At 46.2% G+C, this 23,783-nt stretch carries 21 protein-coding genes; 10 read left to right on the top strand and 11 right to left on the bottom strand.

Annotated features, from left to right (window positions below; genetic code table 11):
- Nucleotides 1-60 precede the first annotated feature (60 nt).
- Genes thiC through thiH form a run of 6 tightly spaced genes read left to right on the top strand, consistent with a single transcriptional unit; the run spans nucleotide 61 to nucleotide 6,167 of the window.
- Entirely contained in the window at nucleotides 61-2,010 is a 1,950-nt protein-coding gene (gene thiC, locus L0992_15770) for a phosphomethylpyrimidine synthase ThiC (protein ID XGB67107.1), read from the top strand.
- Nucleotides 2,010-3,302: a thiamine phosphate synthase gene (locus L0992_15765; GenBank protein XGB67106.1), complete on the top strand. Its 1,293-nt coding sequence runs from the start codon at nucleotides 2,010-2,012 to the stop codon at nucleotides 3,300-3,302. Before thiC ends, L0992_15765 begins: the two co-directional genes overlap by 1 nt.
- Entirely contained in the window at nucleotides 3,292-4,074 is a 783-nt protein-coding gene (locus tag L0992_15760) for a HesA/MoeB/ThiF family protein (GenBank protein XGB67105.1), read from the top strand. The genes L0992_15765 and L0992_15760 overlap by 11 nt, the downstream gene beginning before the upstream one ends.
- Nucleotides 4,071-4,280 (top strand): sulfur carrier protein ThiS, encoded by a 210-nt coding sequence (gene thiS, locus L0992_15755; GenBank protein XGB67104.1) that lies wholly within the window; start codon nucleotides 4,071-4,073, stop codon nucleotides 4,278-4,280. Before L0992_15760 ends, thiS begins: the two co-directional genes overlap by 4 nt.
- 2 nt (nucleotides 4,281-4,282) lie before the next feature.
- Nucleotides 4,283-5,047, top strand: a complete 765-nt coding sequence (locus tag L0992_15750; protein XGB67103.1) for a thiazole synthase — start codon at nucleotides 4,283-4,285, stop codon at nucleotides 5,045-5,047.
- Between the two features lie 7 nt (nucleotides 5,048-5,054).
- The gene (thiH, locus tag L0992_15745) at nucleotides 5,055-6,167 is read left to right on the top strand and encodes a 2-iminoacetate synthase ThiH (protein ID XGB67102.1); all 1,113 of its coding nucleotides are present in this window, start codon (nucleotides 5,055-5,057) and stop codon (nucleotides 6,165-6,167) included.
- 300 nt (nucleotides 6,168-6,467) lie between these two features.
- Here thiH and L0992_15740 read toward each other — a convergent pair whose 3' ends face one another.
- Nucleotides 6,468-8,258, bottom strand: a complete 1,791-nt coding sequence (locus L0992_15740) for an aminopeptidase P family protein (GenBank protein ID XGB67101.1) — start codon at nucleotides 8,256-8,258, stop codon at nucleotides 6,468-6,470.
- 122 nt (nucleotides 8,259-8,380) lie between these two features.
- On the bottom strand, nucleotides 8,381-9,322 hold the full coding sequence (locus L0992_15735; protein XGB67100.1) for a LysR family transcriptional regulator: 942 nt from the start codon (nucleotides 9,320-9,322) through the stop codon (nucleotides 8,381-8,383).
- A 101-nt stretch (nucleotides 9,323-9,423) separates the two neighbouring features.
- On the opposite strand from L0992_15735, the gene L0992_15730 reads away from it, so the two are divergent.
- A complete protein-coding gene (locus tag L0992_15730; protein ID XGB67099.1) occupies nucleotides 9,424-10,623 on the top strand; it encodes a multidrug effflux MFS transporter in 1,200 nt (399 codons plus the stop codon).
- Nucleotides 10,624-10,725: 102 nt separating this feature from the next.
- A complete protein-coding gene (locus L0992_15725) occupies nucleotides 10,726-11,007 on the top strand; it encodes a hypothetical protein (GenBank protein ID XGB67098.1) in 282 nt (93 codons plus the stop codon).
- A 100-nt stretch (nucleotides 11,008-11,107) separates the two neighbouring features.
- On the opposite strand, the gene L0992_15720 is transcribed toward L0992_15725, so the two are convergent.
- From L0992_15720 to L0992_15705, 4 genes are all read right to left on the bottom strand, one after another.
- The gene (locus L0992_15720; GenBank protein XGB67097.1) at nucleotides 11,108-11,566 is read right to left on the bottom strand and encodes a DoxX family protein; all 459 of its coding nucleotides are present in this window, start codon (nucleotides 11,564-11,566) and stop codon (nucleotides 11,108-11,110) included.
- Nucleotide 11,567: 1 nt separating this feature from the next.
- A complete protein-coding gene (locus L0992_15715) occupies nucleotides 11,568-12,335 on the bottom strand; it encodes a DNA-binding domain-containing protein (protein ID XGB67096.1) in 768 nt (255 codons plus the stop codon).
- Nucleotides 12,332-13,192 (bottom strand): DUF692 domain-containing protein, encoded by an 861-nt coding sequence (locus L0992_15710; protein XGB67095.1) that lies wholly within the window; start codon nucleotides 13,190-13,192, stop codon nucleotides 12,332-12,334. Before L0992_15710 ends, L0992_15715 begins: the two co-directional genes overlap by 4 nt.
- A gap of 64 nt (nucleotides 13,193-13,256) precedes the next feature.
- Nucleotides 13,257-13,517: a DUF2282 domain-containing protein gene (locus tag L0992_15705; GenBank protein ID XGB67094.1), complete on the bottom strand. Its 261-nt coding sequence runs from the start codon at nucleotides 13,515-13,517 to the stop codon at nucleotides 13,257-13,259.
- Between the two features lie 264 nt (nucleotides 13,518-13,781).
- On the opposite strand from L0992_15705, the gene uvrD reads away from it, so the two are divergent.
- Nucleotides 13,782-15,956, top strand: coding sequence for a DNA helicase II (gene uvrD, locus L0992_15700; protein XGB67093.1), 2,175 nt, complete (start codon nucleotides 13,782-13,784; stop codon nucleotides 15,954-15,956).
- Between the two features lie 121 nt (nucleotides 15,957-16,077).
- Here uvrD and tpx read toward each other — a convergent pair whose 3' ends face one another.
- The 5 genes from tpx to rarD all read right to left on the bottom strand — a co-directional run bounded on the left by tpx (nucleotide 16,078) and on the right by rarD (nucleotide 21,750).
- Nucleotides 16,078-16,575, bottom strand: coding sequence for a thiol peroxidase (tpx, locus tag L0992_15695; GenBank protein ID XGB67092.1), 498 nt, complete (start codon nucleotides 16,573-16,575; stop codon nucleotides 16,078-16,080).
- Nucleotides 16,576-17,359: 784 nt separating this feature from the next.
- The gene (gene ggt, locus L0992_15690) at nucleotides 17,360-19,117 is read right to left on the bottom strand and encodes a gamma-glutamyltransferase (GenBank protein XGB67091.1); all 1,758 of its coding nucleotides are present in this window, start codon (nucleotides 19,115-19,117) and stop codon (nucleotides 17,360-17,362) included.
- Between the two features lie 91 nt (nucleotides 19,118-19,208).
- Complete coding sequence (locus tag L0992_15685) at nucleotides 19,209-19,871, bottom strand: LysE family translocator (protein ID XGB67090.1); 663 nt, start codon at nucleotides 19,869-19,871, stop codon at nucleotides 19,209-19,211.
- 89 nt (nucleotides 19,872-19,960) lie between these two features.
- Complete coding sequence (locus tag L0992_15680) at nucleotides 19,961-20,755, bottom strand: AraC family transcriptional regulator (protein ID XGB67089.1); 795 nt, start codon at nucleotides 20,753-20,755, stop codon at nucleotides 19,961-19,963.
- 86 nt (nucleotides 20,756-20,841) lie between these two features.
- Nucleotides 20,842-21,750 carry an EamA family transporter RarD gene (gene rarD, locus L0992_15675; GenBank protein XGB67088.1) on the bottom strand — a complete coding sequence of 303 codons (909 nt, stop codon included), beginning with the start codon at nucleotides 21,748-21,750 and terminating at the stop codon, nucleotides 20,842-20,844.
- Nucleotides 21,751-21,929: 179 nt separating this feature from the next.
- Between rarD and recQ the strand changes: the two genes are divergently transcribed.
- Nucleotides 21,930-23,768 (top strand): ATP-dependent DNA helicase RecQ, encoded by a 1,839-nt coding sequence (recQ, locus tag L0992_15670; GenBank protein ID XGB67087.1) that lies wholly within the window; start codon nucleotides 21,930-21,932, stop codon nucleotides 23,766-23,768.
- Nucleotides 23,769-23,783: the final 15 nt, after the last annotated feature.

Here is a 23,783-nt window from a genome sequence, read left to right as displayed (position 1 = left end):
TCTAATCCGTCAAGCATTTTTATCCCTATAAATAATGGCTAAAAGCCAAGGAAAAATGCTATGTCGAGTCGTAAACAAGCAAGACTGGAAGCGAAGAATTTCATCGATTCTTTATCCGTACAACCTTATCCAAATTCAAAAAAAGCTTACATCCAAGGATCTCGAGAGGACATTCAAGTCCCTGTACGAGAAATATCACTCGCAGATAGCCTTGTCGGTGGTACCAAAAAAGAGCCTGTATTCGAACCTAATGAGCCGATTCACGTCTACGATACCTCAGGTGTTTATACCGATCCTACGCATGAAATAGACCTTTATAGCGGCCTTCCTAAGTTGCGAGAGCAATGGATTGAAGAGCGTGGCGATACGGAACTGCTCGATGATGTAAGCTCAGTTTACACCAAAGAACGTTTAGAAGATGAAACCCTAGACGACCTTCGTTACGGAAACCTGCCTAGAATTCGTCGTGCTACTGGTGACCAATGTGTAACTCAACTGCATTATGCTCGTCAGGGAATTATCACTCCTGAGATGGAGTATATTGCGATACGTGAGAACATGGGGCGTCAGAAGTTCGCTGATGAACAGCTTAATCACCAACACCCTGGCCATAACTTTGGCGCAAACCTGCCAAAAGAAATTACCCCTGAGTTCGTGCGTAAAGAGGTCGCTGAAGGCCGAGCTATCATCCCTTCAAACATCAACCACCCAGAATCAGAACCTATGATTATTGGCCGAAACTTCTTAGTGAAAGTGAACGCCAATATCGGTAACTCTTCTGTAAGCTCTTCGATTGAAGAAGAAGTTGAGAAGCTAGTATGGTCGACTCGCTGGGGCGGCGATACCGTAATGGACCTTTCTACTGGCCGTAATATCCACGAGACTCGTGAATGGATCCTACGTAATAGCCCAGTGCCGATTGGTACGGTTCCTATGTATCAGGCGCTTGAGAAAGTGAATGGCGTAGCCGAAGACCTTAACTGGGAAGTGATGCGCGATACCTTGATTGAACAAGCGGAGCAGGGCGTTGATTACTTCACTATCCATGCCGGTTTGCTTCTTCGTTATGTTCCTATGACGGCTAAGCGTGTGACTGGCATTGTCTCTCGTGGTGGCTCTATTATCGCGAAATGGTGTCTTGCTCATCACCAAGAAAGTTTCCTATACACACACTTCCGCGAGATCTGTGAGATCTGTGCGAAGTACGATGTGGCTTTGTCACTAGGTGACGGCTTGCGTCCTGGCTCTATTGCAGATGCCAATGATGAGGCTCAGTTCTCGGAGTTACGTACTCTAGGTGAGCTGACTAAAGTGGCTTGGGAATACGACGTTCAGGTGATCATTGAAGGTCCTGGACATGTACCTATGCACCTTATTAAAGAGAACATGGACGAGCAGTTAGAGCACTGCCATGAAGCACCTTTCTATACATTAGGCCCACTGACTACAGATATCGCACCTGGTTATGACCACATTACCTCTGGTATTGGCGCGGCAATGATTGGTTGGTACGGCTGTGCGATGCTTTGTTATGTAACGCCTAAAGAGCATTTGGGCTTACCAAATAAAGAAGATGTGAAGACTGGCTTGATTACTTACAAGCTGGCAGCACATGCAGCAGACTTGGCTAAAGGGCATCCGGGCGCACAAATCCGAGATAATGCCTTGTCTAAAGCTCGTTTTGAATTCCGTTGGGAGGACCAATTTAATCTAGCTTTAGATCCGGAAACAGCACGTTCTTTCCACGATGAAACTCTGCCACAAGAGTCGGGCAAGGTTGCTCACTTCTGCTCTATGTGTGGACCTAAGTTCTGCTCGATGAAGATTTCTCAAGAAGTTCGTGAGTATGCGAAAGACACAGAACAAGTAGCCGCTGATCAGGCTGTTGAGATTAAGATGTTAGATAACCCGTTGGAGGGAATGCGTCAAAAATCACAAGAGTTCCGTGATACTGGCTCTGAACTTTATCACCCAGCTGTAGGCGAAAAAGAAGCTCAATTAGAGGAATAGTGACAGTGAAGATTCTCATCCCATCTCAATACATCGAGTTAACGGGGGAGGTTCAAAACTGTCTATTGGTTGCTAAACGACAAGGTTTAGCAACTGATGCAGTTGAGTTGGGTGTAAGCCCAACTCGATACTTCTCTATCGTTGATGCTCAACAGGTACTATCTATTGGCTTTGCTCATGATGTTGATTCATTGGCGGAGTGTCAGTTAGCGCAACTGAGCCATGTTGTTGATTACAGTAATTCAGTTGCGTTGACCGATGTGTGTGCTGCTTTGACCCAAGCTTCGAACACCGTCTATGTCGGAGTCTCTGATGATTCAGCTGTGTTAGATATCTGGTCACACTTAAATGCTAATCGTGTTATCAAGAGTGACACTACAACTCATCAAGAGTTAGATAGTAATGGCCACTTTACTTGGTTACTTACTTTATTAGCGTTGGAATTTCCATTGGAAGACGCGCTGGTTTTAGCTCGCGCTGCATCAAATGTTTCACGTGGAACATGGCCAGCACACTATCAAAATTTTCCTATCCCTGTTCTAGAAGATGAACGACTGGATATCAGTGTTGGTTGGGCCAACCAAGGTACATCACTTTCCTTCCCTGAGTTGAGCAAAAATAGCCTCGGTTTATACCCGGTGGTTGATGATGTTGAGTGGATAGAAAGATTACTTAAGCTTGGGATTAACACCGTCCAATTGCGTATTAAGAACCCTCAACAAGCCGACTTAGAGCAACAAGTCGCACGATCTATCGAACTTGGTCGAGAACATAACGCTCAGGTTTTTATTAATGATTACTGGCAGCTTGCACTTAAGCATGGTGCTTTTGGTGTGCACCTGGGACAAGAGGATATTGAAGAATCAAACCTTTCCCAACTGAGCCAAGCAGGTATTAAGATCGGTCTATCGACTCATGGTTATTATGAGTTGCTCCGCATCGTCCAAATTAATCCAAGCTACATTGCACTAGGCCATATATTTCCGACTACGACGAAACAGATGCCATCAAAGCCTCAAGGCTTGGTGCGTTTATCTCTGTACCAACAGCTAATTGATACCATCCCATATACAGAAGAACTTACTGGTTATCCGACGGTTGCTATTGGCGGTATTGACCAATCGACAGCTGCGCAGATTTGGGGTTGTGGTGTATCTAGCTTGGCGGTTGTACGTGCGATTACATTAGCGGAAGACCCACAAAAAGTGATCGAATTCTTCGATAAGCTGATGGCTCCTAACTCTTCAATGACTAGTAAAGAGGTTATGCGGGAGCCTAGCTATGTTGAGTGACTTTGAGTTCATCCGTTACCAACGACAAATTGCATTACCTGAGGTTGGTGAGCAAGGGCAACGAAACCTGTTAAACAGCCATGTGTTGGTGATTGGTTGTGGTGGCTTAGGTAATGCCGCTGCTCTCTATCTCGCAGCTTCTGGCGTTGGAAGAATCGTGTTGGTCGATGACGATTGTGTGGATTCGTCCAACCTGCAGAGACAGGTAGCGTTCAAGGAGAGCCAACTAGGTTCATCTAAGGTCGAAGCACTTAAACAACAACTGAAAGAGCTCAATGGTCGAAGCCAAGTAAGAACCATCAATCTGCGAATGAGTGAAAGCCAACTTGAATTAGAAGTCATGTTGGCTGATCTCGTGTTGGATTGTACTGACAACTTCGCGTCACGCCAGCAGGTTAACCGAGCTTGTTTTAAAGCTAATACACCTTTGATATCGGGTTCCGCAATCGGCTGGAAAGGTCAATTTATTGTCTTTGATTATCAGAACCAGAAAGGGTGTTACCACTGTCTTTTCCCGTTTGAGCACCATCCACAAACAACGCGTTGTAGTGATAGCGGCATCATTGGTCCAGTGGTCGGCACTATAGGTAACCTCCAAGCTCTTGCTGCTATTCAGCGTATTAGTGGTGGTGAGTTTAAAGTCGCAACGCATCAGCTAAAGCTGTTTGATGGCCAGACCATGAACTGGCAAAACCTAATGGTTACTCAAGATAGCGAATGTCCGGTTTGCAACACAACTGCGATCCAACATCTAGAAGAAGAAGCACAATGAGCCACATAACTATTTCTATAAACGAGCAACCAGAGCTGGTCGCGCAATCGTCGTCTCTTTTAGACATCATCCAAGCACTATCGCTACCTGATTTAGGGTGTGTATTTGCTATCAATAATGCGGTTGTACCACGCAGCCAGTGGCAACAAACCATCGTCAATGAAGGCGATTCCATCTCTCTTTTCCAAGCTATTGCAGGGGGCTAACCATGTTAACCATCGCAGATAAAACGTTTCAATCACGTCTGTTCACTGGAACCGGCAAGTTCGCAAATAAGCATTTGATGGCGAGTGCCATCGAAGCGTCAGGTTCTCAACTGGCAACCATGGCACTAAAGAGAGTTGATATTCGTTCTGAGCAAGATGATATTTTACAGCCAATAATTGATGCTGGCGTTAATCTACTCCCGAATACTTCTGGTGCGAAGAACGCGAAGGATGCGATTTTTGCCGCGCACCTGGCACGTGAAGCTCTAGGTACTAACTGGCTAAAGCTTGAGATTCACCCAGATCCAAAGTACTTGATGCCAGACCCAATCGAGACACTTAACGCTGCTGAGCAACTAGTGAAAGATGGCTTTGTTGTGTTGCCTTATTGCCACGCCGACCCTGTTTTGTGTAAGCGCTTAGAAGAAGTAGGTTGTGCTGCTGTGATGCCCCTCGGTGCACCTATTGGTTCGAATAAGGGAATCGCTTCAGCGGACTTCTTAGAGATCATTATCGACCAAGCGAACGTTCCTGTGATTGTTGATGCTGGCATTGGTGCTCCATCACATGCTGCACGTGCAATGGAAATGGGTGCAGATGCTGTGTTAGTGAATACGGCGATTGCAGCCTCACAACAGCCAGTTGAAATGGCGATTGCTTTTAAGTTAGCAGTTGAAGCCGGTCGTATGGCTTACCTTGCTGGGTTAGCTGGTCAAGTGTCTCATGCGGTTGCTTCCAGTCCGCTAACTTCATTCCTAGACGAGTAGTATTGCTATGACGTTTGTTGATCGATTTAAACAGCTCAACTGGGATGACATTGGTATGTCCATCTTCAGTAAAACGGCGGCGGATGTTGAACGTGCTTTGAGTAAACCTAAGCGTGATTTAGAAGATTTTAAGGCTTTGATCTCTCCAGCGGCAGAACCTTACTTAGAACAGATGGCCCAACAATCGTTGGCGCTAACGCGTAAGCGGTTCGGTAATACGATGTCGCTTTATATTCCTTTGTACCTATCGAACTTGTGCGCGAATGCGTGTACCTACTGTGGCTTCTCAATGGAGAACCGTATCAAGCGTCGTACATTAACTTTGGATGAAATTGATGCCGAGAGCGCGGCCATCAAAAACATGAAATTTGATAGTGTATTGTTGGTGACCGGTGAGCACGAAACTAAAGTTGGGATGAAATACTTCCGTGAGGTACTACCGAATATCAAAGCACAATTTAACTACCTCGCGATGGAAGTGCAGCCGCTTGATCAAGACGACTACGCGGAACTTAAAACCCTTGGCTTAGATGCTGTGATGGTTTACCAAGAAACATATAGCCCAAGTACCTATGCTGAACATCACTTACGTGGCAATAAAATGGATTTTGAATACCGGCTTGAAACGCCTGATCGTCTGGCAAAAGCGGGTATTGATAAGATAGGGATTGGCGCTTTGATTGGCTTGGAAGACTGGCGAACAGACTGTTTCTTCGTGGCCGCTCACTTGGATTACTTAGAGCGAACTTACTGGCAAACGCGTTACTCGATTTCATTCCCACGTCTTCGTCCATGCGAGGGTGGTTTGCAACCTAAGTCGATTATGAGTGATAAGCAGTTGGTACAACTTATCTGTGCCTATCGACTGTTAAACCCTGAGGTTGAATTGTCTCTTTCTACTCGTGAATCTGCAACGTTCCGCGATAACGTGTTGCCGTTAGGTATCACTAGCATGTCTGCCGCGTCAAAAACTCAACCTGGTGGCTATGCTTCGGATGAGGAAGAGCTTGAGCAGTTTGAGATAAGTGATGAGAGAAGTGCAGCTGATGTTGAGGCTATGATTCGTCAACGCGGCTTCGACCCGGTGTGGCGAGATTGGCATAGCGCTTACTCAGGCTAACTAATACCAATCTAAATAAGTATCTGGACATTCTTGCTAGTTAAAATCGCTGATAGCATCGTTATAGATTTTGTAGGTAGGCCAACTAGCTAGCTGCAATCTATGCCTTGCTCTAAGCGATTTTTCCTGCGCAATTATCTGATCACCTACTTATCCAGATTGGTATAACATCTTGGCTGATGTTCCACGTGAAACATCAATGATGTGAAATCGGCAAACAAAAACGGCTACCAGAGGGTAGCCGTTTTAATATCTAACTGAGGCAACTAGTTTTGGTTCAGTTACCTACCTAGTAATTTATTAAGCGTGAGTCAGTGGTGTTGTTGATTGGCGTAACCATTCCAACGTATCACCTTCAACTAATGGACTAACATCGTTCCATACTTTTTGGTGGTAATCGTTCAGCCAAGCAAGTTCAGGTCGCGTCAGTAGATCGACGTTGATGTTGCGCTTATCGATAGGGCAACGTGTTAGCGATTCAAACGTTAATACTGAGAAGTCACCTTGAGTTGGCAGTTCAACTACTAATTCTAGGTTCTCGATACGAATACCAAACTCATCAGCACGGTAGTAACCCGGCTCGTTTGATAACACCATACCTTCAACAAGAGGTACGTCGATAAGTTTCTTCGAGATGCTTTGCGGACCTTCATGAACACTTAGGAAGTGACCAACTCCGTGACCAGTACCATGATCGTAATCGAAGCCTTCTGCCCATAAGTGCTGACGCGCTAGGATATCAAGTTGGAAACCACGAGTACCTTGTGGGAAACGCGCACGTGCAATGCCGATGTGACCTTTAAGCGCTAACGTGAACTGCTGGATCATTTCGTCGCTCGGTTGGCCAATCGCGATAGTACGAGTGATGTCGGTTGTACCATCTAAGTACTGACCGCCTGAATCGACTAGGTACAGAGTATTCAGTTCTAGCTGACCTGGTTCAGGTTGGTTCTCATGGTTGTAGTGACACATAGCTGCGTTGCCGCCTGCTGCTGAAATCGTGTCAAAACTTAGGTCCATCAGCGTTGGGTCTTGCTCGCGGAACGATTGTACTTTGTCAGCCAGTACCGCTTCGTTGTGTAGGTTACCTTGCGCGACTTCAGCATCAATCCAAGATAAGAACTTGGCCATCGCAACACCATCACGAATGTGACACGCTTTCATGCCCGCAATTTCAGTTTCGTTCTTAGCGGCTTTTGGCATTAGGCATGGGTCGGCTGCTTCAATGATATGAGCGCCTGCGTTTTGTAGAACAAGCGTGTACCAAGCGTTGCTTGTACCTGAATCGACTGACACATTCTTACCTTCTAAAGATTGAAGACGTGCTTCAAGCTCCGATGGATGAGAAACACGAATACCATTACCAACGAGCGCTTCAAAGCCTGCAGGGATACGAGCTGGGTCTAAGAAGAAATCGACACTTTCATCGGCGTGAATGATGGCATTAGATAAAACAACTGGCAGGCGAGACACGTCCAATCCACGAACGTTGAGTAACCAGCAAATAGAATCTAGTTCAGTAAGGATTGCGGCATCCGCACCTTTGGCTTTTAGTAGGCCTGCAATTTCAGCGCGTTTGCTTTCACTTGATTGACCAACTGCGTCGGTCGCCATTAGACGAACATCAGATACAACAGGCTCAGGACGATCAGACCAAAGCTCATCAATCGGGTTTGCTGTTAATGTCGTGAGTTCGACTTTATCAGTCAGTTTCGCTTGTGCGCCTTTCAGCCAAGCTGCTGTGTGCATGCGTGGGTCGAATGCAACCTTGCTGCCTTGTTCTAGTGAATTGATGATCCAATCTAAAGCCGGCTCTTCAATAAGGTGGCGATACTCAAATAACTCTGCTGGTACCTGCTTGCGAACCTGAACGGTATAGCGACCATCAACAAAAATAGCAGCGTTTTCACGAGTGATAACCGCTGCACCTGCAGAGCCAGTGAAACCAGTTAACCAGTGAAGTCGCTCGCTATGAGCTGGAACGTATTCGCCTAGGTACTCATCTTCGTGTGGGATGATAACGGCATCTAGTTGGTTTGCTTCAAGCCAAGCTCGAACCGCAGTAACGCGTTCCGCAGTGATATTGTGCATCTGTGTTTATCCTTATTGTTAGGGTCCTTGTTAACACTCACAGTAGATATACATGTGAGGGGACTTATTAGGTCAATAAGCTAGCGCTTTTGTTCGTTTGCTGCAAACGCTGTACGCCATTTTTATCTAAGGTGCAGAGTTTTTTCTTTGATGATATCTCGCAACCAAGTTAGTGCTGGGTCATTTTCTCTATCTCGGTGCCAAAACAGAGTGTATGCCATCGGTGGAAATTCCATTGGCAGAGGGACAACAACTAAGTCGAGTTGCTTGGCGACAAGGTAGGTGAAGTGACTTGGCGCCGTAAACACGAAGTCAGTGTAAGTGCACAGGCTCGCCGCACTGTTGAAGTCAGGAACAGAAATAGCGATATCACGTTGGTGACCAAGGTCAGCAAGCTTGTAGTCGAGTAACCAGCGATCGTTACCATCACATCTTACCTGTACATGACGCTGTGCAAGGTAGGTTTCCAGATCCCATTTGCCGCTCAGAGCAGGATGGTTGCGTCTTAACACACACATTTGTGCATCGCGATAGATCTCTTGTTCGCAAATATCATCTGGCGGCAGCATGGTTAAACGCGCGTCGTTGATGTCGATGTCTTTACCCGTAAGTCCGATATCGAGTTCACCAAGCTGTAATTTCTTGAAGGTTTGCTCCGTCCAAGCGTGGGTGTTGATATTCACCTTAGGGGCTTGTCGAAATATCGCAGGCAAGAAGTGAGGAAGAATAAGTGGGTAAACACTCTCAACTGCCGCAATGTGAAAACTGTGGTCACTGTTATTGGGAATGAACGTCTCTGGTTGGGTGAGCACATCAAGTTGGTTGATCAACGTTTCTAATCTAGGTTTGAGAAAGACTGCCTTTGGTGTTGGTCGCAGGCCATGAGCACTTCGCGTGAAAAGGGGATCATTAAATTGTTCACGAAGTTTGGCTAATGACTTACTCACGGCTGACTGGCTTAGGCACAATCGATGCGCAGTGCGAGTAACACTCAGTTCTTCCATTAGCACCTGTAAGCAAACTAATAGATTGAGGTCGAGGCGCGATAGTTTCTCGATATTCATGTGAGTTTCCTATTTGGAATAATGCTAATGAGTATATGCCATTTTTGTTCATATCTTTAGTTGGTTATTATGCACCTAAATTAACTCATCCGGAGAATCTTGTGCCTTCTAACGCGCTTCCAACCCCTAGTAAACTGCAGGTTGCTTTATTGGCAATGTTGGTTCTATTTAGCCCTTTGGCTATTGATATCTACCTACCAGCTCTGCCACAAATTTCGACAGCGTTTCACGTGGAACATGCACTAGCACAAGATACGATTACTTGGTTTTTATTTGCCATGGGTGTCGGCCAACTGTTTGCTGGCCCTTTGGCGGATAAGTTAGGACGTCGAACCGTTGCATTGGGAGGTGTTAGTATCTATGCATTGAGTGCTTGCTTGGCGTGGGCAGCTCAATCGATTGATATGATGCTAATAGCTCGGCTGCTACAAGGCTTAGGAGCTTGTGCGACTTCTGTAGCTGCCTTTGCAACGGTTCGCGATCTATTTGGCCCGGAGAAAAGTGGCCGAATGATCAGCTACCTCAATGGTGCGATTTGTTTCATTCCTGCATTGGCACCAATTCTTGGCGCTTGGTTAACCCATCAATTTGGCTGGCGCTCGAACTTCAGTTTTATGGCTGGTTTCGCGGTAGTCGTTGGTAGCATCTTATTCTTCCAAATGAAAGAGTCTAACCCGGCGACAGAGAAGGTCGCGGTGTTCAAGCTGGAGCGTTACTGGTCAGTACTGAAAACACCATCATTCCTTTTCCATGCAACCTTGTGTTTGATGGCGATGGCGGTAATTCTTGCTTATGTTACTTCTGCACCGGTTGTGTTGATGGAGAACCTAGGTTTGACGATGAACGAGTTTACCTTCTGGTTTGGTATTAACGCCGCTATCAACATCACTGCTGCATTTACGGCGCCGAAGTTTATGGACCGTTTTGGTACTTACAAGGCATTGGTTGTTGGTATCTCGACGCTGGGCTTAGCAGGTGTGATTATGTTGGTGCTTGCTGAGCACGCGACTCCAATCGCGTTCATGCTACCGATCTTCTTATCGTCGGTTGGCTTTGCTTGGATTCTTGGTGCTGCGGCAGGTAAAGCGTTGGAACCATTTGGTGACCGTGCAGGTACAGCAGCTGCGCTGCTTGGCTTGTTCCAAATGAGTGGTTCAGGACTTCTTGTGGGTACCATGCAACGTCTTGATTTAACGTCGCAAGTGATGATCGCTCTGCAAATGTTCCTGATTGTTCCTGCGTTATTAGTGCTTGCGAGCAAAGCGGGTAAGTCATGGCACACGACGTTTGCTAAGGCATAAGTTACAAGGGTGACAAAATATACAAATGGCGGTTTTCGAAACGTTAAAACATGGTATATTTGTCACTCATTGAAACGTTAGTCCCCAACGGAAAATACTGTAATGTCATTAACAACCTACGAAATGGCGCGCGTCTTAGAACAAATGGAAGATGCACCTGAAAAGGTCATGTTTGGTAAACTGCTTAAAGAGCTAGGCAACCAAAGTGAAGAGCGTATTCGCAGTGCGGCAAAACAAGTTCCAATCGATACTTTGCGAGATATCATTTACCAATTTCAGCGTGTGGTAGAGTCTCGTAAGGGAGAGCAGGTTCAGCTATTGGCAAAAGAACTTGCAGAGCAAGGCATCTCTGCTGAAGAGCTACAAGCTTTTCTAAATAAGTAAGCTTATCCCAGTTAAAAAAGAAACCACTCAATTGAGTGGTTTTTTGCGTTTGGGCTGTAGCCATTTAGCTTTAGCAGTTCAAAAGAGGTGACAACTCATTTTAATTCCTGAACTGCGCTTTCAAAACTCTATCAAGTGAGAATGGTCCTGCGCCCCACACGACAACGATAAGAATCATTAATCCCCAAAGCTGATGATCGTAGAAGCCTTGATCCCACAATACCGGGTAAGACACGACAGCAATGATATTGAAAACGAACAATACCGCAGCCATAGGTCGTGTTAATAAACCGAGCGCTAAGAACACCGGCAGAATTAACTCAGCGGCAGTCCCCATGTAAGCCGCCAATTCCCAAGGTAACAGTGGTACTTGGTATTCCAACTCAAACAAGTAAAGCGTGCTATCCCAAGTTGCTATCTTAGTGAGCCCAGAATTAAAGAATACCCACGCCACCCAAAGGCGACAAAATAGTAGAAGTACTGGAACAAAAAGTGCCTGTGATTTCTCAATCAAACTGTCGTATTGAGCCATCATGTTCGTGACTGTGTTGTTATCCATGTTATGTCTCCAATTCGGCATTGATTGAAAAACCTGAGATGACGTTTAGCGCCATAACAGTATTCAGATGTTGTAGTAATAAAGGATCGATTGCTGAGAGTGTTCGACCTGATTGCAATTCAGTGAGGAGTTGGTGGCTCTCTTCACTCAAACTATGGCTCTCAACCTGTGAATCTTCAGCTCGGATTAACACCCCAAATTCACCTTTATTGATGTCTAGCCCATCAAGTTGTTGCTGATAGATAGCTTGTTCAAGCGCGATAATCGTGTAACTAGAATGAATCAGTGTTATTGAATCTTTGAGATGAAAGACCAAAGCGCCTTGTTGCTCTTGTGGTACATCTGCAAGGCAAGAAAGAGGTCTCTGGTCGACATCTGCTTGTGACGTAAACCTTACCAAGCTGTCTTTCTGCCATTCATACAAAGCCACTTCACCGAGATAAGGTGCAGCCTCAATAACAGCAGGAAAGGCTTGGATAGTCTGTTCAAAGTGTTCACCGTAACCACTGACATCACCAGAGGTCGATGGATAACTTAAGACATGTTGACGAGCCATCTGTTGGAAGCACTCTTCACCAACCAACATTTTCGTAAGTGGGTAGGTTGCTGCCAGAACTTCGCTCAAGCTGATCACAAAGTTATTACGGTAAATCTGGATTCGCTGTTCATCGGTAAAATGGTCGCTTACAATGTCGCAGCGCTCACCATTGTTTTGATAGCGTAGGGCGCTAGCAAACTCCAATTGAACATCTGCTAGGGAGTGGCTCATGAGGCGCGACTCCTTTGGTTGAACTTGTCGTGTTGATGCAAGATGTCACTGGCTTTGGTTGCTTCAGCCAATAAAACTTGTGGCTCTGGAATATCTAGATCCCATTCAATTAAGGTATGGCGCAAACCATGTTGTGCTACCCAGTCAGTATAGAGTTGCCACACTTCGTCACAGACAGGTTTACTGTGTGTGTCTATCCAGATCTCACCTTGTTCAAGCTTCTTTTTGGTAAAACCTGCCAAGTGAATCTCTTCCACTTTGTCTGCAGGTATTCCGTTTAGGTACTCTTCACAACTAAAGCCATGATTAAAAGATGAGACGAAAATATTATTGAAATCGAGTAACAGTCGGCACTCTGTGCGCTTTTGTACCTCAGCCAAAAATTCCCACTCAGGAATAGTAGAATGCTTGAAGGCTAGGTAACTCGATGGATTCTCAATCAACATCGGGCGTTGCAAGCTGTCTTGAACCTCGATGACATTGCGACAGAAGACTTCTAACGCTTCTTCTGTGTAAGGCAGCGGTAGTAAGTCATTGAAGTAATGCCCGCCAGTCTGACTCCAGCTGAGGTGGTCAGAAACCAAGAAAGGTTCGATATCATCAATCAGATCTTTTAACTGCACCAGATGGTGTTGATTGATACGCTCAACAGAACCAAGAGACAACCCAACACCGTGGCAACTTATGTTGTGTGCGTTACGAATTTCTCTGAGTTGTTGGCGTTGCGATGATTGAGCTAAAAAGTAGTTCTCGCTGTGAACCTCCAACCAACTCACTAGAGATGGATTTTGGCTAAAGAAGTCCAAGTGCGGTGTTCTAAGGCCAACCCCTGCGTTGGGGTGAAGAGTTTGATTCACAACGGTTCTCCTAATCGGAAGTGGAGGTGAGCTGAATATCAGCCCACCATACTAAGCAGCTCAATTATGATGATTGAGTGTTACCACCAGTTAATTTGCCACATAGTCCTTTAGGAACGACTACGAATGCATCGGATTGGTTGTCTTCTTTTGCTGTACCTGCACATGAGCTTGTTTTGGTTGCACAGTCATTTTGGCCAGCTTTTGCCACGCCGTAGCATTTTTCTTTCGCTGCTGCTTCCGCAGGTGCTGATGTAAGAACTGCACCGCCAAACGCTAGTACACTTGTGATTGCAGCTGTAACAGCAAGATTAGAATTTTTCATAGTCATTCCCTCTAGGACTTAATAGTATTTTTACATCGCAGGTTAATGAATTGTTAACTTGCTTACTAAAAAGGATAGGAAGAACTAGGAAATAATTTCATGGCATTATAAAAAATATCAATATTAATGATAATTCATGGTTTAAGTTACTGATTTTATGATGTTAATTTTTGATTGTTTTTTCTTCTTATTATCCTAAACGCAGCCTAGTGTTTAGGTTATAATCAACTTTTATGTATAAATACCCAGTAGTGAGCATATCCAATGATAGATCCTTCGCTTTTACTCGATGGCCTAAACGACAAACAACGTGAGGCGGTCGCGGCACCTTTAGAAAACCTACTTATTCTGGCAGGTGCTGGTAGTGGTAAAACGCGAGTGTTGGTGCATCGTATTGCTTGGCTGCAAAGCGTAGAGCAAGCATCACCGTTCTCTATTATGTCGGTTACCTTCACCAACAAAGCGGCAGCAGAGATGCGTGGTCGTATTGAAGAGTTGATGATGGGTAGCTCGTCAGGCATGTGGAACGGTACCTTCCACGGCATCTGTCACCGTATCCTTCGCGCTCACTACCTAGATGCAAAACTGCCAGAAGATTTCCAGATCATCGATTCAGATGATCAGATTCGTTTGCTGCGTCGCTTAATCAAGGCGCAAAACCTCGATGAAAAACAGTGGCCTGCCAAGCAAGCTTCTTGGTGGATCAACGGCAAGAAAGATGAAGGTCTACGCCCAAGTCACATTGATGCCTACCATGATCCAGTAACTCAAACATGGCTTAAGATCTACTCTGCTTACCAAGAGGCATGTGACCGTGCAGGCTTGGTCGATTTTGCGGAGATCTTGCTAAGAGCACACGAACTGCTGCGTGATAAGAAGCATATCCGAGAGCACTACCAAGCTCGCTTCAAGCACATTCTTGTCGACGAATTTCAAGATACCAACAACATCCAATATGCTTGGCTACGCATGATGGCGGGGCCTGATTGTCGTGTGATGATCGTGGGCGATGATGACCAATCTATCTATGGCTGGCGTGGTGCTAAGATCGAAAATATTCAGAAGTTCTTGGATGAATTCCCGGGCGCTTCAACGGTTCGACTAGAACAAAACTACCGTTCAACCAAAACCATTCTGCAGGCGTCGAACGAGCTTATCTCGAACAATACCGAGCGTATGGGTAAAGAGTTGTGGACAGACGGCAACGATGGCGAGCCAATCTCAGTGTACTCGGCTTACAACGAGCTCGATGAAGCGCGTTTCACGGTTAGCAAGATCAAAGAGTGGCAGGAGAAAGGCGGTGCGCTAGAAGATACCGCAATGCTTTATCGTAATAACGCCCAGTCTCGTGTTCTTGAAGAAGCGTTAATTCAAGGTGGTTTGCCTTACCGAATCTACGGCGGCATGCGATTCTTCGAGCGTCAGGAAATCCGAGATGCCTTGAGCTACATGCGCTTAATGGGTAACCGTAACGATGATGCTGCTTTTGAGCGTGTGGTAAACACACCAACGCGTGGTTTGGGTGATAAAACTCTAGAGACGATTCGTTTCGCAGCACGTGACCGTGGTGCAACGATGTGGCAAGCAAGTCTTGCTCTGATAGAAGAGCAAGTACTGCCAGGCCGTGCAGCAGGTGCATTGAGCCGTTTCATCGAGCTAATTAATGCGCTAGAAGACGACACGCTAGAGCTTAGCCTGCATGAACAAACTGACCACGTGATCAAATCGTCGGGTCTGTTTGCGATGTACGAGCAAGAGAAGGGCGAGAAGTCGAAGGCACGTATTGAGAACTTGGAAGAATTGGTTACGGCAACTCGCCAGTTTGAAAAGCCGGAAGAAGCGGATGAGATGAGTATGCTGACGGCGTTCTTAACTCACGCGGCTTTGGAAGCGGGTGAAGGTCAGGCCGATGAGTTCGATGATGCGGTTCAGTTGATGACGCTGCACAGTGCTAAAGGCCTAGAGTTCCCAATGGTATTCATGGTGGGTGTCGAAGAAGGCATGTTCCCAAGCCAGATGTCTGCCGAAGAAGCGGGGCGTTTAGAAGAAGAGCGTCGCCTGTGTTATGTAGGCATGACCCGTGCGATGGAGAAGCTTTACATCACTTACGCAGAAATGCGTCGTCTGTACGGTCAGGATAAGTACCATAAGCCATCACGCTTTATTCGTGAGCTGCCAGAGACCTGTCTGGATGAAGTGCGTATGAAAGCGCAAGTCAGCCGCCCTGCAAGCAGTGGTCGCTTTAGCCAAACCGCTGTGAAAGAGAACTTCAATGAAACAGGCTTTAGCTTGGGTTCTCGCGTGAAGCATCCTAAGTTTGGTGAAGGCACTATCATCAACTTCGAAGGAAGTGGCCCACAAAGCCGAGTTCAGGTGGCGTTTAACGGTGAAGGGATTAAGTGGTTAGTAACGGCTTACGCGCGTTTAGAGCAGCTTTAATCTAATACTTTAGCATCTAATAACCGTTCACTATTGAAAACAAAAAGAGCAGCTAATGGCTGCTCTTTTTTATTGCGTACCGCTTTAAGCGATCACAATGCATGACTGACTAGAAGGGATCTTACAGTGCTGCAAGTGCCGCTTCGTAGTTTGGTTCTTCAGTGATCTCTGCAACCAATTCACTGTGTGTTACCACACCTTTTTCATCAACAACGACAACTGCACGTGTTGTTAGGCTTGCTAGTGGACCTTCAGCAATCGCTACGCCGTAGTCTGATGCGAATGTAGGAGAACGGAAAGTTGAAGCGTGTTGAACGCCTTCAATGCCTTCTAGTTCGCAGAAGCGACCTGCAGCAAATGGTAGGTCAGCAGAAATACAAACAACCACCGTGTTCTCAAGTTCTGCCGCTTTTGCGTTGAACGTACGTACGCTCGTTGCACAAGTTGCTGTGTCGATGCTTGGGAAGATGTTTAGAACCACTTTCTTGCCTGCAAGAGAAGCAAGAGTCAGTTCAGAAAGATCGCCTGCAGTTAGTGCAAAGCTTGGTGCTTGTTCGCCAGTTTGTGGGAATGTGCCAGTTAGCGGTACAGCAGCGCCTTTGAAGGTAACGTGTGACATGAATTTGTCCTTAATTTAATTATGGTTATGAAACTAGTTGAGCCTAGTAAGACTTACGTTACTCGGAAGTGATTAAGAAGTGAATGGTTTAAATGTCAGAATTGTAATCAAAGGTCTTTGATTTATTTGTTTTAGGGGAAGAAAAGTGGGACTACAGATAAAGAAAAACCCCGAGAGTTTACGCTCATCGGGGTCTATAGTCTTACTCGCAGCAATCCGGCTACTAAGTGTGCTCCATGCATCAAATCCATGATAGTGTGCTGTTATCCTTCAGCGTATTCCTTTCGTCGCCTTCCTAGCGGTGTCCTTGATCTTATCCTGATCTGCCAACAATCCTCGTTAGCGCGCGTCACTTGTTCCTTGAGCGGTGTCCTTTACATCATCCTGATGTTCAGTCCTTTCCTCGTCCAGAGGTGTCCATTGTCTTTCCTTAGTAGCAACCATCCTAGTTACTATTGCGTCCATTCAATGTCCATTTCGCTATCCGTGCCGATTATTCATCCTGAGTAATCGAATCTTCATCCTGAAGATAACCAAGTCCTTGGCGTTTCCTGTTCCGTGTCAGCATCCTTCCGACACCATTCATATTACCGACTCCTTATTTATCAGCAATGGTGCATAAGCGAATTTCTATATAATTATTTGAATGATAAATGTACGTATTGTTTAATTTCAATTGGTTACAATATTTAGGTGCTTAATTTCGCAGTTAAATATCGATATTTACTCACTGCCTTGTGAGAGATCTCGCACAAGGCAGGGAGTAAAAAGGGAGTATTTTCCCTTATTGGCCGATAGCGGCACCTTCACGACGAGGGTCTGCAGCACCTTCTAGACCATCTTTTGTGATGCGAATGGCGTGTAAACCCGAGTTAAGATCGCGAACGTTGACCTCAAATCCCATCTTTTCTAGCTCAGGTTTGAAGTTTTCCGCCGATGTTCCTTTTTCCAAATCTAAGGTTCCGAAACGGTTTAGGAAGTGAGGTTGGTTGATCGCTTGTTGGATATCCATGTCCCACTGGGTATGGGCAATAATGGCTTGCGCGACATAACCTATGATGCGGCTGCCGCCCGGAGAACCGATCGCCATGTAAGGCTTATCGTCTTGCATGATGATGGTCGGTGCCATTGAGGAACGTGGACGTTTACCCGGTTCAAGTCGGTTGGCGATAGGCTTGCCATCGTTATGCGTCTTGAATGAGAAGTCGGTCAGTTCGTTGTTGAGTAGGAAGCCTCTCACCATCAAGCGTGAACCAAATGCGTTCTCAATGGTGGTGGTCATCGATACTACATTGCCATCGCTGTCGACAATATTGAAGTGGCTGGTGGATGGCAGTTCAATAGACACATCTTGGCTTCGTAACATGACATGATCCCACGGTGGGGTACCTGATGGTGCACTCTCTAATGCCTTTCCTGCGGTAATTAGCTGGGCACGTTCCTGCAAATAGTCAGTATTCACTAACCCTTGGGTTGGCATTGGCACGTAATCTTGGTCTGCCATGTACATACCACGGTCTGCAAAGGCTAAACGAGAAGCGTCCGCTAACACTTGCCAAGATTTCGCGTCGTTTGGCCCCCATGATTTCAGATCAAACTGCTCGGTCATCGCCAAGATCTGCCCAACCGTTAAGGCGCCTGAACTTGGTGGTCCCATACCACAGATATCGTAACTCTCATAAGCAGAACAAACCGGTTCACGTTGCTTAATTGAATACGCATCGAAGTCTTTCTGTGCCAATACGCCCGGGTTACCTTTGGCCGTTTGTACTGTGTTGATGATGTCAGCAGAAATCTCGCCTTGATAGAAAGCCTTAGCACCATCCTTTGAGATAGCGTTTAGGGTTGCGGCGTATTCAGGGTTCTTAAGTAGCGTACCTGCGGTTTTCGGGCTGCCATCGGCGTTAAAGAAGTAAGCCTTGGTGGTGGCAAAACGGCTTAGTCGTTCTTGGTCATTTTCAATCAAGGTCGCTAGACGAGGGCTGATGGTAAAACCTTTTTCAGCCAGTTGAGCGATAGGTTTGATCAGCGATGCCCATTCTAACTTGCCGTATTTTTGGTGAGTGTCCCACAGCAGTTGGACTGTGCCCGGTGTCGCCACTGAGCGACCACCAACCACAGCATCGTAAAACTTAAGTGGTTGGCCGTTTTCGTCTTGGAATAGACGTGGTGTTGCATCAAGTGGTGCGGTTTCACGACCATCGTAGGTTTTGAGTTGCTTGTCCTTGCCATCAAAGTAAACAAGGAATGCGCCACCGCCAATACCTGATGATTGCGGCTCCACTAAGCCAAGCATCAGCTGCACGGCAACCATGGCATCAATGGCATTACCACCACGAGCAAGTACATCGGCACCCGCTTGGGTCGCCAGTGGGTTGGCCGCAGTGACCATCCAGTCGTTGGCTTTTACGAGTTGTTTGGTTTCTAAACCACTACTTTGTTCTGGAGCGACGGAATCGGCAGCTTGATTTGCCCAACTGACGTGAGAGGCAAAAAGTAGGGTAGAAGTGGCGAGGGTTGTTAGTTTTGTTTTCCACTGCATGATCTTCTCCTTTTAATATGCAGAGCTAGGTTGGCAGTGGAAAGATAAGATAGCCAGTGCGTTGTTAACGAATTGTAATCTTGATTCGAATTTAAGCGATTAAACCAGACAGCGACTGCCAAAGAATACTTAGGCCAATCAGGCTGAATAGCACGCCACACAAGCCATCAATGTAGACTGTTGCTTCGCTAAGCTTCTTTTGTAGGGTTTTAGTCGAAAGCATCCACGCCAGTAGCGAGAACCAGAATAGCGAAAGGCCGAATAGGATGATCAAAGCAAGGCCTTTGCCCGACAGCGACATGTCTGCAGGAACCAAGCTCGACATCAAACTGATGAAAAACACTAAGGCTTTTGGATTCAAGATGTTCGTTGCAAACCCTTTCGAAAAGGCCTGACGTTTATTGGTGAGGATCAGATCCTTTGAATCGACAGGATTGGTCTCATCTTCGTGATGAGTAATGATCTGCCAAGTTGCCTTTAGTGCACCAACACCGAGATACAGCAAGTAACTACCGCCAGCTAACTGTATGGTGGCGAAAAGAGTGGGGTGCTGATGAACCAGATAACTGATACCCGTCAGGCTCAACAATGAATGCAGCAAGATCCCGCAAGATAAACCTAGAGCAATGTATAAGCCAGTTTGTCGTCCGTGGCGTGTTGCGTTTTGTACCACAAGGGCAAAGTCAGGGCCTGGGCTCATCAAGGCAATAAAGTGGATAGAGGCGAGGGTGACTAATATGGTGACTTCATTCATATCTGTTCCAATAACTGGGTTGTTCTGTTGAGAGTTGTTGAACGCAGCTTACCGTGATTTCGAATCTCTCAATTGTAAATTATCAACACTTAGTTAATTTTCGACGGGGAAACACCAAATGCGGTCTTAAATGCCTTTGAGAAATGGGCTTGATCGTAAAATCCAACTTGATGAGCGACCTCGGTTCCGCCTACACCTGACTTAATCAGTCGCATGCCTTGTTCCATACGTAAACGGCTTAGCCAAGCATAAGGGGTAATGCCCATTTTTTTCTTAAAGTGGCGTTGAAACTGTGTGGTGGTGAGATCGCACAGTTCAGACAGCTGCTCTAGGCGCACTGGTTGGTCGAGGTTTGCCATCAAATAGTCTTTTAGCGTGTTAACCGACTGAGTACCAAGTTGCACCTGAGTTTTCGATCCGAACTGCGCGTAACGATCAACTATTATCGAGAATCCTTCAAACGGTAGGCAATCTTGAGCGAGTTGGCTGATGTTTGGATTGATAAGTAGTCCATGAAGGTTGCACAATTGTAAAAAAGTCGCTTGATCGGAGAGGATCAACTCCGAAAAGCTTAAAGCATGACCATTTTCTCTGTGATCGGCAAGATCGCCTAGCCATTGCGGCGAGACAGCAAACACACTCACTTGGTAGCCAGATTCTAGCTTTGAATGGCCATCGTGCAGTTCATCTGGTGGCATCATCACCACTTGTCCAGCACCAGCGTGGTAGCTTGTCCCTTTATAGACAAACTTTTGCTGACCCTGAGTGATTAGGCCGATGTGAAAGTCCAAATGATAGTGGCGCTGAAAGGCAAACTCTTGGTATTGAGCTTGGATCAGGCTGATATCTTGGCTAGGTGTTGAGTAGTAGTGGACTTTATCCATGGCATAAAAAAGCTTGGTTAAATTATCATCAATTCAACCAAGCTTATCTCTGTATTTATAGATTGTCTTGTAAAAAACGATCAGTGCTACTGTTTCGCGCGCTTGTTCTTTTTGCTGTGGCGCAGACCATCAAAGCTAAAGATAACCAGAGCGCCCCAGATAAAGGCGAAGGTGATCGCTTTGTCACTGGTAAAGGCTTCACCATAGATAAGAACCGCCAACAAGAACATCAGGCTAGGGCCTATGTACTGGAAGAAGCCGAGTGTCGATAGCTTCAAGCGGGTTGCTGCACCAGTAAAACAAAGCAACGGAACCGTGGTGATAACACCTGCTGCAATTAGTAATAGATTGAGTTGCATCGGGTTCATCGAAAAATCTGAGGTTGGGCTGTCTGCGATAAACAACAAGTACGTTGCGGCGATCGGCAGCATCACTAATGTTTCAATAAACAAGCCCGTTTGCGCTTCTAAGCTGACTTTTTTACGCAGTAGGCCATAGAAACCAAAGCTGAAGGCTAGGGCAATGGCAACGACTGGCACTGAGCCAAATGCGATCAATTGAATGATCACGCCAATTGCAGCAAGGGCGACCGCAAACCATTGAAGCTTACGTAAGCGTTCGCCAAGGAAGAACATCCCGAGCAACACGTTAATCAGTGGGTTGATGTAATACCCCAAACTGGCATCTAGCATGTGATTGGAGTTTACTGCCCAGATAAAGATCAGCCAGTTAGCACCCACCAAGATAGAGGTCGCCACCAAATAGAGCATTTTTGGCTTTGAGGTGAGGGTGTCGCGTACTTTACGCCAACTGCGGCTAACGTGTAGTAAAAAAGCGAGTAGGAAAAAAGACCATACTACACGGTGGCTGAGAATCTCAAATGGGGAAACTTCACTTAAGGATTTGAAATATATAGGGGCGATACCCCACATCGTGTAGGCACCAACTGCAAGCAAAATTCCTTGGCGCGTACGTTGTTGTTGTTCTTGTGTCATGCATCTTTCTCTAGCACTGAGTGCTTATTAATAAGATTTATAAGAGAGTTGGTCAGTATAGGAGCGTTAACCCTTTTCACCTAACAATTTGCGGTTTAATTCGCCAGCGTTCCCCTCTACAATGTGCGACTTGCTTGCGAATGATGCTTGCTGATTTCATACCTCGATTAGGAACCATAATGACCGCCACTCTGATTGCTGAGCAAATACCGACTCCCGCGAATGATGCGCAAAACATCCTCCAAGATGTGTTTGGCTATCAAAGCTTTCGCGATGGTCAGCAAGAGGTCATTGATCTGGCCGTTGAAGGCAGAGACAGCTTGGTGATTATGCCTACCGGTGGTGGTAAATCACTGTGTTACCAGATTCCAGCTTTGGTTCGTGAGGGGCTCACTCTGGTTATCTCACCGCTGATCTCGCTGATGAAAGACCAAGTCGATCAATTGAAGGCGAACGGTGTTGCGGCTGAGTGCATTAACTCTTCAATGCCACGTGACCAACTGATGAGTGTGTTTAATCGCATGAACTCAGGCCAATTGAAGATGGTTTATGTGTCGCCAGAGCGTGTGTTGATGCGCGACTTTATCGAACGTCTTCAAGGTTTACCGCTTTCGATGATTGCGGTGGATGAGGCGCACTGTATCTCTCAATGGGGACATGACTTCCGCCCGGAATACGCATCATTAGGCCAACTTAAACAATATTTCCCGCACGTGCCTTATATGGCGCTGACGGCAACCGCCGACGATGCAACGCGCAAAGACATTATCTCGCGTCTGCAGCTGGTGGATCCACATACCTACTTGGGCAGCTTCGACCGTCCTAACATTCGCTACAATCTCGTCGAGAAGCATAAGCCTGTGTCACAGGTGGTTCGTTACCTAGAAACACAGAAGGGTAATTGCGGCATCATCTACTGTGGTAGCCGTAAGAAAGTCGAGATGGTAACCGAGAAGTTGTGCAATAACGGTATTCGCGCCGCGGGTTATCACGCTGGCATGGACACTGATGAGCGCGCTTACGTTCAAGAAGCCTTCCAACGTGATGATATTCAGATCGTTGTCGCGACCGTGGCGTTTGGTATGGGGATCAACAAACCCAATGTTCGTTTTGTGGTGCACTTTGATATTCCACGCAATATCGAGTCTTACTATCAAGAGACTGGCCGTGCTGGTCGTGATGGCTTACCTGCTGAAGCTATGATGTTGTTTGACCCGGCTGATATGGGTTGGCTGCGTCGTATGCTGGATGAAAAAGAAGAAGGCCCACAGAAACAGGTTGAGATGCATAAGCTAAACGCGATGAGTGCCTTTGCTGAAGCGCAGACTTGTCGTCGTCAGGTTCTGCTCAACTATTTTGGCGAATATCGCGAGAAGCAATGTGGCAACTGCGATATCTGCCTAGATCCACCCAAGCATTTTGATGCGACTCAAGAGGCGCAGAAGGCGTTGTCTTGTGTGTACCGTGTGAATCAGTCGTTTGGTATGGGTTATGTGGTGGAAGTGATGCGTGGCATGCAGAACATCCGAGTGCGCGATAATGGTCACGATAAGCTCTCAACTTACGGCATTGGCCGCGATCACAGCCACGACTACTGGATCAGTATCTTCCGTCAGCTGATTCACAAAGGTTTGCTGTTCCAGAATATCACTCGTAATTCGACTTTGCAGTTAACAGAGGAAGCGCGTCCGCTACTGCGTGGTGAGATGTCTTTGGAATTGGCTGTGCCTCGTTTGGATACGGCGGTGCGTAATGCTAAGTCCGATAAACTCAGCAGCAAGAACTACGATAAGAAGCTGTTTGCCAAACTGCGTAAGCTACGTAAATCAATTGCTGATGAAGATGGTTTGCCACCTTATGTGGTATTCAGTGACGCTACTCTGATTGATATGGCTGAAGTATTGCCTACCTCATACGGTGAGATGCTGGCGGTTAACGGTGTTGGTCAACGTAAACTTGATAAGTACGCAGACCCATTCTTAGATTTGATTCAAGAACACATCACGACACACGGCTAGTTTGCAAAATCGTTT

Source organism: Vibrio pomeroyi (genome assembly GCA_041879425.1).
GTDB classification, from domain to species: Bacteria; Pseudomonadota; Gammaproteobacteria; order Enterobacterales; family Vibrionaceae; genus Vibrio; species Vibrio pomeroyi_A.
The sequence above is the reverse complement of the archived record's forward strand: the minus strand, read 5'-3'. Positions and strand labels throughout refer to the sequence as shown.